We start from the raw sequence: 9,146 nt of genomic DNA, 5'->3' as shown, positions 1-9,146 counted from the left end.
TGATCTTATGCTCGAAAAGTTTCCTTTGAAAATCTGTGGCATCCGCCAGAGGCTTTGACTTTATTCAGTCAAGTTGACCTTGACTGAATAAAGTTAATTTTAACGAAACCGACCAAATACATAAAAAATCAATGATAAAAGAATGCTAATTACTATTGATGTTACTATTGGAAAATAGAAGGTTGTATTTCCCTTTTTTACGACAATATCCCCTGGAAGCTTTCCAATAAAATGCATGATAAAACCAATAACTAATAATAGAATACCCATTATCATTAGCATTTTTCCCATGTTTCATTTACTCCTTCGGAATCTCAATTTGAAAATGTCGATAAACAAGGTCCGTTACGACTCGACCACGTGGGGTTCTCTGCAAAAAGCCAATTTGAAGAAGGTATGGCTCGTAAACATCTTCAATTGTAAGAGCCTCTTCACCGATTGTGGCTGAAATAGTCTCAAGTCCAACTGGACCACCACGAAACTTCTCAATGATTCCTTTAAGTAATTTATGGTCAATATGATCAAGTCCTAAACGGTCAACCTGAAGTAATTCTAAAGCATTATTTGCCATTTGTGTCGTTATCGTTCCGTCTCCTTGAACTTGTGCGAAATCCCTTACCCGCCTTAGCAAACGGTTGGCAATCCTTGGTGTTCCTCTTGACCGTCTTGCGATTTCATGTGCAGCCTGTTTATCGATTTCAACCTCTAATAATTCCGCTGTCCTTGCTACGATATCAGCAAGCTGATTTTCATTGTAATATTCAAGACGACTAAGCACACCAAATCTATCCCGTAATGGTGCGGATAAAGAACCAGCTCGTGTGGTTGCTCCGACTAAAGTAAAGGGGGGCAAATCGAGTCTGACAGAGCGTGCCCCTGGTCCTTTTCCGATCACGATATCCAAACAAAAATCCTCCATTGCAGGATATAATACTTCCTCGATTGAACGTTGAAGTCGATGGATTTCATCAATAAATAGGACATCACCTGGTTCAAGTGCTGTCAAAATAGCTGCTAGGTCTCCAGGCCTTTCAATCGCTGGACCAGAGGTGGTGCGTATATTTACGCCCATTTCGTTCGCAATAATGGTAGCAAGTGTCGTTTTCCCGAGCCCAGGAGGGCCATATAATAAGACATGGTCCAAGGTTTCCTGCCTCATTCTTGCAGCCTCAATAAAAATAGATAAATTTGATTTTACCTTTTCTTGTCCAATATATTGGGATAAGGTTTGCGGTCTAAGGCTCTGCTCGATTGCTGACTCTTCGTAATTAGCACTCCCTGAAACGATTCTGTCCTCCATTCAAGCAACCCCCTTATTTTAATAGCTTTTGTAAAGCCTTCTTAATATATTGATCTGTAGATAACTTCTCTTTTCTTAATTCAGGCAAGACTTTATTGATTTCTCTTTCTGCATAACCTAACACTTTTAAAGCTTCAACAGCTTCATCAAGCTCTGTCTGACTGGTATCTCTCTCAAACTCATGATCTTCAGAAAATAAATCAGCTTGAAATGAAGGTATCAGGTCATGAAGCTTTCCTTTTAAATCTAAAATGATTTGGCGAGCTGTCTTTTTTCCAACACCAGGAAACTTTATTAAAAATTTTTCATCCTCATTCTCAATCGCTCGAATGACCTGCTCAGGTTCGCCAGATGCAAGAATCGCAAGCCCACCTTTGGGACCAATCCCTGTAACACTTATTAATTTCAAAAATAAAGCACGTTCTTCACGTGTCTTAAAGCCATAGAGAGCCAATATATCCTCCCTAACATGCTGATATGTATAAACAGTTTCCTGTTTTTCTCTATTAAAAACAAATGGATTAGGCGTATATATTTGATAGCCTACTCCGTTATTTTCAATAACTATGTATTCAGGATTTATATAATCAACCGTTCCTTTAATAAATTCAATCAAACATCTTCTCTCCCCTACTTTGCTGTACATCATTTTATCATATTCAACAAAAAAAGACTAAAAAGGATGAATAAAAGTAAAAGAGAGACTAGAAGTTTTTCTAGTCTCTCCAATGTCTAAGTATTAAGGGGAGGATGTATATGTTTTATAGGTTTCAATCACATTAATATATTCGTCCTTTGTGCCAACCTTGATGCCTTTTTTTAATAAATCATGCTGGTAACTTTCAAGCTTTTCAACATCAATTTGAAAGAATGATTGAATGACTTTATCAGATTCATCGGGTTTTCCGTTAAAAATAGATAAAATTCCATCTTCAGTCAAGCCAAAATAGCCATTTGTTTTAAGTAATGGCGAAATATCGTCTATACGTTGTTGAAAAACAACCTGATTTTCATCCTGATGTACTAAGCTCCAATCGTCGTAATATGCCCAAAAGTCTTCCATCGATAGGATAGTTTCTTTCAGAATTTCTTCACTTACCTCACCATCCACATAAACACGTTCAAGAATGACCGTGACTTCCAACGGACCATTCACCTCTTGAACTGCATCATTTTCCTCAGTTAATTCTGCACTGTTTCCTGAAAAGCTTGGCAATATTAATACAACTGCTAGACAAACGATCACTTTTACGATCGTTCTCATTTTGGCATCACCTCTTACAATTAGTTGCCAACTATTAAATCAAATGCGCATTGGCGTATTTGCCGCTCGATTTTTAGGCCCACAGGAAGTGGGTCAAAAAGACGTTGCCACAGGAAGTGGCGTTGTTAGTTACTGCTTGAAAAATTTCCGTTGAAAAATCGTGGCATCCGCCGGAAGCTATAACTTTATTCCGCTGAATAAAGTTATATTTAGATTTTTGCGATGACCGCCCTACATCCATTAGTGTGACCAAAATTAACAGGTTTATCCAATATTTTTCACTTTTTTTCTCAATAAAAAAAGGATGCCCCAAAAGGACACCCCATATACTTAACCCCTATTATGATTTGTAAACGGTTCTTTAATGGTATTTCCAATGTTGTTAAAGAGGTCCTTTATGTCAGCATCGATCGTTTCGCGTCTGTTTCCATTACGAATGTCATTATCGATGTCACGTACTCGTGTAAAAGTACCCTCATCAGTCACAACATTGACATTTCGATTACCTGCTAGTGGTGCAACTGCCTTTTCAACTGCATTCTGAACATTATTGCGGTTGTTATTGTCATTCGTATCAACAGCAATCAATACATTATCATCTGTCACGATAACACGAGCATCGTCGACATTTTTAACTTTTGCAGCCCGTTCGGAAATTTTACGAACTAAATTTCCATTGTCATTGTAATATCCATATGTTTGAACCTTATGGTTATTGTCATTGAGATGGCTGCTATAGTTGCGATCGGCATATCCATGTCTATTATATCCAATTGTATTTGGGTTGCCATCATTATAAGGGTTTATTGTACGACCATCGCGATTATTCATTATGCCATTTCGGCGCTGTTCATCGCGATAATTCATAATTCCAGGACGATTGTTTCTTGTTCTATCGTTGTCTAGAAGACCGGTGTTGTTATTTCTGTAAAACCGATTGTTCATGATACCGGTTCTGTTATTTCTGTCGTTCCTGTTGTTCATAACGCCGGTGCGGTTGTTTCTGTTGAAATTGTTGCCATTGCGGTCCATAATCTCTGTTAATGGACCATCGTTGTCGCGGAGACGATATCCATTTCCGTTGCGGATATTATCGTCACGAACATTTTCGTTTGAGTAATACCCAATAGGTCTGGCATTATCATTATAATTCTGATTTGGAGCTGCCCCTTGGTTGGTATTACAAGCCGTTAGACCCCCAAGCAATAATGCTGCAGTTGAAACTGAATAGAGTATTTTCCTCAATACAATAACCCCCTTTGACCTTTTGAACAAAATACATGTTCATATTTAGGTTGGCTTTTCAAAGGAGGATTATTTCTGTTAGTTATTAGAAGGTTATTAAAATTTTGGGCAAATTTTTTCTTGATGTTTTTAACATGTTCAAAATAAATTTTTCTTAAACCACTATACTAAAAAATAAAAGGACGAATTTCCTATTCGCCCTTGCAAATTTGTAAGAATTTACTTTAATCTAGGTCTTCATCGACATCAGGCATGTTATACATTGGGTTAAACGCCATTTGTTGATTTGGATTCATAGCAAATGGTCCACCTTGATATCCTGGAGAACCACCTTGGAATTGTGGTTGAAATTGTCCTGGATATCCTGGTTGCCCCATTGGAAAACCTTGTTGTGGAAATTGTCCCGGAAATCCTGGTTGACCCATCGGAAATCCTTGTTGTGGAAATTGCCCTACATATGGCGGCTTTGATCCACCGCAACCACAATCTCTTTTATTATAGAATTGTGATGGCATCATTTGTGGATTCATTGGTCCTGCAAAACCTGGTGCTGTTGAATTACCAAATGGATTGTTACTCATCACTGGACTTACACCTTGCGGAGCAGTTTGCATTGGCATACCTGGTCCAAACGGCATCGGTCCTGCTCCTGGTCCTGGGAAGCCTCCAGTAAAGCCAGGTCCAGGCATTACAGGTGAAACCGGTACACATGGGCCCATTGGAAACGGCGGTGCATGCATTGGTGCCATTTGTGGCATTAGTGGCATTTCAGCTTCTTCCATTTCTTCTTCCACACCCCCGACCATTTGAGGCATTTGTGTCTGCATGATATTAAAATTGTTAATATCAATTTCAAATGGATGTGGTTGTGGCATTTGAACAGGTGGCATTTGAATAGGTGCTGCTGGGAAAGGTGCCATTTCTTCTTTAACTTCCTCTTTTACACCTTCTGTACGTGGGAATCCACTCATAGGGTTAAATGGTCCCTGTGGCGGGAAACCACCCTGAAACCCTGGAACAAAATTAAAACCATAACCAGGCATTACAGGTGAAATTGGCACGCAATTATTGAACATTACAGGCTGTTGTATCGGCATTTGTGGCATTACAGGCATTTGTGGCATCTCTACTCCAAAATCCTCCTCTGATTCAAAATCATCTTCCTCTGGTGACAGCATCCCTGGTAAAACATTCTGTGGTGCTGTTGGAATTTGTGGCATCCCCATCCCCATCAAATTAAAATTATTGATATCAATTTCTAGCGGCTGATATTGCGGCTGTGGCATCACGGGCATTTGTGGTGGTGCTACTGGCATCTGTGGCATCATTGGCATTTGCGGCATTTGAGGAATATATGGACCAGTTTCTACTCCTTTAACTTCCTCTTCGACCTCTGGTACCTCTTCTTCTACTTCCATTACTGGAAATGGTTGCGGAGTAATGTTAGCAAATGGATGTTGAATTTGCTCTTCCTTTTTAGGTGCTACATAAATTTGTGCTTCTTTTTTGGCCCCGCCAATTTGTGCTTCTTTTTTTACATGAACAGTTCCAGTTGGTACTTTAATTTTCATACCAGGCATAATCATATCCGGATTGCTCAACTGGGTATTAACGGCTTTTAGTTCCCCAAAGTCGACTCCATATTTTTCCGCAATTTCCCATAAGGTGTCGCCTTTTTGAACGATATGGATCTTCACGCGATTTTCCCCTCCTATACATAAGTCCATACATACTATGACAAAATAGGCAAATTGCCACTATTTCTCATCACAACTTATGCGTAGGCTTCACAAATTATGTGCAGTAAAGATACTTGCCATGCTGTAAAAAAATAAAGACTTAGCCAGAGGCCAAGTCTTAAATTCGATAATATGGATAGCTTCCTAACACGGTAACCCCACTTCCCAGTGCCTCTAATTCAGCAATTGCACTTGGGATTAATATTTCATCCATTTTTTGTTCAATATCAATTAAAAAGAAGTAATTTCCAAGACCTGTTTTCATAGGTCTTGATTCGATTTTTGATAAATTTAATTTTCGCCACGCAAATACAGATAATACTTGATGTAGTGCTCCAGCTTGGTCTGATGGCAATGTAACCATTAATGTTGTTTTATTACCTGTATTGTCTTTCGGAATTTCTAAATCTAGCATCTCTTTATGAAGGACAACAAATCGAGTATGATTGTTGTCAAAATCGTGAATATCATGCCTAACAATCGTTAAACCATATTCCTCGGCAGCAAATGAATTAGCAATCGCTGCTAACTTTTGATCAGGATGCTCACTTACGAATTTAGCTGAGGCACCAGTTGAACTAGCTTCAATCGGCTGTATATTTGGAAAGCTATTGTATAAAAATTTATGACATTGTGCAATCGCATGGGGGTGTGAATAAATTCCTTCAACTCTTTCCCAATCGTTCGTATTCTCTGGGTGTACCATTAAATGCTGTTTAATCGGAATAATCACTTCACCAACAATTTTCAATTGCTTTTCATGAATTAAATAGTCAATTGTTAAATTTACAGTTCCTTCAATTGTATTTTCAATTGGAACAACAGCTACATCGACTTCCCCATTTTCCACTGCATCAATACATGCAGGGATTGTCCGATACGGTTTGTTTTCCTTACCAGGAAAAATGTTTGCAACCGCTTGTGCTGTGAATGTTGCGTTTGGCCCCAAAAATCCTACGGTCGTAATATTCATCTCGTCTCCCCCTATGCTCCTGTTCCAAGAATTTCAACTTTATCTACAAATTCGAGTTTTCGAAGTTTAGTAAGGAGGTCAGTTACTTCACCATGCATGCCTGATGTATTTAATGAGAGTGTTACGTTCGCTTTTCCCCTAAGCGGAATTGTTTGGTGGATTGTTAACACATTACAACCAGTGTCTGCCACAGTTCTTAATAATTGTGAAAGTGTACCAGAGCGGTCCTCCAGATGAAAAAATAATGAAATAATTTTTTCTTTAACCGTTGTGTGAAAAGGAAAGACAGTGTCTTTGTATTTGTAATAGGCACTTCTGCTCAAGTCTACTTTTTGTGTAGCTTCTGCAATTGACTGCGCTTGCCCACTGTCTAATAATTCCTTGGCGTCTAAGGTTTTACGAACCGCTTCTGGAAGTACATCCTCACGAACCAGATAGAATTTGCCATCCATGTAAGCTACTCCCCCTACTTTACATTCTATTTATTCTATAAATTCAAATTCATATTCGAGTAATTTTACGATATCTCCGTGTTTTGCACCTTTTTCACGAAGTGCGTCATCGATTCCCATTCCCCTTAGTTGGCGGGCAAATCGTTTCACAGATTCATCCCTTGAAAAGTCAGTCATTTTAAAGAGTTTTTCAACTCGTTCCCCGGTAATCACAAATGACCCATCACTTTCACGTGAAATCACAAAATCCACTTCTTCTTTTTCATGACGGTACATCACACGATGATTGCTTGTATCCTCTTCAACTTCAAGTGGAAATTCTGGAGTCGTTTCAAGCAAGTCGGCAATAGTAAATAACAAATCACGAAGACCTTGTCTTGTAATAGCCGAAATCGGAAAAATTTTAACATCCTCCTGAAGCTTGTCTTTAAATACCTTTAAATTTTCTTCCGCTTCGGGGATATCCATTTTATTTGCAACAATAATTTGCGGACGTTCAGTTAAACGAAGATTATATTCCTTTAATTCTTGATTGATCGTACGATAATCTTCGTAAGGATCGCGCCCTTCCATTGCAGACATATCAATAACATGAACAATGACTCTCGTTCTTTCAATATGCCGTAAAAATTGATGTCCAAGACCAACACCTTGATGTGCCCCTTCAATGAGACCTGGAAGATCGGCCATTACAAAGCTGCGTCCATCTTCTGCTTCTACAACTCCAAGGTTTGGAACAATTGTAGTAAAATGATATTCTGCAATTTTTGGTTTTGCTGCAGACACAACGGATAATAAGGTTGATTTTCCTACGCTTGGAAAACCAACAAGTCCTACGTCAGCTAAAACCTTTAGTTCGAGTCTTACATAACGCTCCTGTCCAGGCTCACCATTTTCAGCAATTTCCGGTGCTGGATTGGCAGGTGTCGCAAATCGGGAGTTGCCTCTTCCGCCACGGCCACCCTTCGCAATGACTGCTCTTTGACCATGCTGTGTTAAATCCGCGATGACCACACCTGTATCATCATCTGTTACGACGGTTCCAGGTGGAACCTTTACAAGCATCGGCTCCGCATTTTTACCATGCTGATTTTTAGACATTCCATGTTCTCCACGCTTTGCCTTGAAATGGCGTTGATACCGGAAATCCATCAAGGTTCTTAGACCTTCTTCTACCTCAAATATGACATCGGCACCTTTACCTCCGTCTCCGCCTGCTGGCCCGCCCATTGGAACATACTTTTCACGACGGTATGCAACCATTCCGTTACCACCGTCTCCACCTTTTACATACACTTTGACTTGATCAACAAACATGTCTTACCTCCGGTTGTTTATGCACTTTAAAACTTTATGCAATAAGTAGTGTTAAACTTACTTCTTCATTATGTACTTTATATTCTGTTAGTTTCGGGAATTGTTCTGTTTGGCCCACCGCATGTAGCCAATTTGTTAGCTTTTCCCTATTTTTTAGTATTCCACTAAAATCAAAAAAGAATCGAGTTTCCTCATGAGAACAGTCTATCGTGAGCGATAAATGATTTTCTCCCAAATCATCTACTGCTTCTTCAAGTATGGCAAAAAATTGCGTGGTCCATTCCGTTAAATTCATATCGTGGTTTGATAAGTTTCGAATATCACCGACAAGATCATAGTCTAATTGATATTTATGTGGCTCCCAATTAAAGGTCATGATAAGTGCAGCAAAGGATGGAATTTGTAAATTTGTAAGATGTGTTTCATTTTGAGCGTCTATTACAATTTCTTCGATGATGGTCTTAACCCGATCTAGTTTATTTAATGAAATATTACCTTTGATCAGTTGGATTTTATTTAACCAATCGTGACGTGTATGTTTTAATACATCAATCGTACTCCAATTTTTATTCATGTCATTTCCCCTAAAATTCAAATGTCGCCAAAAACAACATTTTTGATTTTGAATCTTGTCTAAAAATTATATCAAACCTTGAAAAATAACACTATTCTAAACGTACGTTTCTTGATTAAATCAAATACGCCATAGCGTATTTGCGCCCAGATTTTTAGGCCCACACGATGTGGGTCATGAAGACGTTGCCACAGGATGTGGCGTCTTTAGTCTTCGATCTTACTGTTCGAAAAACTTCCTTTGAAAATCAGTGGCATCCTCCGGAGTTTTTTAACTTTATTC

Annotated in this window: 10 protein-coding genes; all 10 read right to left on the bottom strand. The window is 38.9% G+C overall.

Annotated features, from left to right (window positions below; genetic code table 11):
• Positions 1 to 99: 99 nt before the first annotated feature.
• Positions 100 to 291: a DUF2905 domain-containing protein gene (locus V7112_RS04800; protein WP_335416213.1), complete on the bottom strand. Its 192-nt coding sequence runs from the start codon at positions 289 to 291 to the stop codon at positions 100 to 102.
• Positions 292 to 298: 7 nt separating this feature from the next.
• Positions 299 to 1,300, bottom strand: coding sequence for a Holliday junction branch migration DNA helicase RuvB (gene ruvB / locus V7112_RS04795; RefSeq protein ID WP_335416210.1), 1,002 nt, complete (start codon positions 1,298 to 1,300; stop codon positions 299 to 301).
• Between the two features lie 13 nt (positions 1,301 to 1,313).
• Positions 1,314 to 1,916, bottom strand: a complete 603-nt coding sequence (ruvA, locus tag V7112_RS04790) for a Holliday junction branch migration protein RuvA (protein WP_335416207.1) — start codon at positions 1,914 to 1,916, stop codon at positions 1,314 to 1,316.
• Positions 1,917 to 2,039: 123 nt separating this feature from the next.
• Positions 2,040 to 2,564: an intercompartmental signaling factor BofC gene (locus V7112_RS04785; RefSeq protein ID WP_335416204.1), complete on the bottom strand. Its 525-nt coding sequence runs from the start codon at positions 2,562 to 2,564 to the stop codon at positions 2,040 to 2,042.
• 330 nt (positions 2,565 to 2,894) lie between these two features.
• Entirely contained in the window at positions 2,895 to 3,809 is a 915-nt protein-coding gene (locus V7112_RS04780) for a YhcN/YlaJ family sporulation lipoprotein (RefSeq protein WP_335416200.1), read from the bottom strand.
• A 224-nt stretch (positions 3,810 to 4,033) separates the two neighbouring features.
• Complete coding sequence (gene safA / locus V7112_RS04775) at positions 4,034 to 5,506, bottom strand: SafA/ExsA family spore coat assembly protein (protein ID WP_335416198.1); 1,473 nt, start codon at positions 5,504 to 5,506, stop codon at positions 4,034 to 4,036.
• A 160-nt stretch (positions 5,507 to 5,666) separates the two neighbouring features.
• On the bottom strand, positions 5,667 to 6,521 hold the full coding sequence (pheA, locus tag V7112_RS04770; protein ID WP_335416194.1) for a prephenate dehydratase: 855 nt from the start codon (positions 6,519 to 6,521) through the stop codon (positions 5,667 to 5,669).
• A gap of 11 nt (positions 6,522 to 6,532) precedes the next feature.
• Positions 6,533 to 6,973: an ACT domain-containing protein gene (locus V7112_RS04765; protein WP_335416193.1), complete on the bottom strand. Its 441-nt coding sequence runs from the start codon at positions 6,971 to 6,973 to the stop codon at positions 6,533 to 6,535.
• A 30-nt stretch (positions 6,974 to 7,003) separates the two neighbouring features.
• Complete coding sequence (gene obgE / locus V7112_RS04760; protein ID WP_335416190.1) at positions 7,004 to 8,290, bottom strand: GTPase ObgE; 1,287 nt, start codon at positions 8,288 to 8,290, stop codon at positions 7,004 to 7,006.
• A 34-nt stretch (positions 8,291 to 8,324) separates the two neighbouring features.
• Positions 8,325 to 8,864, bottom strand: a complete 540-nt coding sequence (locus V7112_RS04755; protein WP_335416187.1) for a sporulation initiation phosphotransferase B — start codon at positions 8,862 to 8,864, stop codon at positions 8,325 to 8,327.
• Positions 8,865 to 9,146: the final 282 nt, after the last annotated feature.

It is taken from the genome of Bacillus sp. JJ1566, from assembly GCF_036962685.1.
GTDB lineage: Bacteria > Bacillota > Bacilli > Bacillales > Bacillaceae_L > Ferdinandcohnia.
The sequence above is the reverse complement of the archived record's forward strand: the minus strand, read 5'-3'. Positions and strand labels throughout refer to the sequence as shown.

Excerpts from the sequence above, each read along its gene's own strand:
- V7112_RS04800 (WP_335416213.1), bottom strand. The coding sequence starts at position 291 with ATGGGAAAAATGCTAATGATAATGGGTATTCTATTATTAGTTATTGGT.
- ruvB (WP_335416210.1), bottom strand. The coding sequence starts at position 1,300 with ATGGAGGACAGAATCGTTTCAGGGAGTGCTAATTACGAAGAGTCAGCA.
- V7112_RS04785 (WP_335416204.1), bottom strand. The coding sequence starts at position 2,564 with ATGAGAACGATCGTAAAAGTGATCGTTTGTCTAGCAGTTGTATTAATA.
- pheA (WP_335416194.1), bottom strand. The coding sequence starts at position 6,521 with ATGAATATTACGACCGTAGGATTTTTGGGGCCAAACGCAACATTCACA.
- V7112_RS04765 (WP_335416193.1), bottom strand. The coding sequence starts at position 6,973 with ATGGATGGCAAATTCTATCTGGTTCGTGAGGATGTACTTCCAGAAGCG.
- obgE (WP_335416190.1), bottom strand. The coding sequence starts at position 8,290 with ATGTTTGTTGATCAAGTCAAAGTGTATGTAAAAGGTGGAGACGGTGGT.
- V7112_RS04755 (WP_335416187.1), bottom strand. The coding sequence starts at position 8,864 with ATGAATAAAAATTGGAGTACGATTGATGTATTAAAACATACACGTCAC.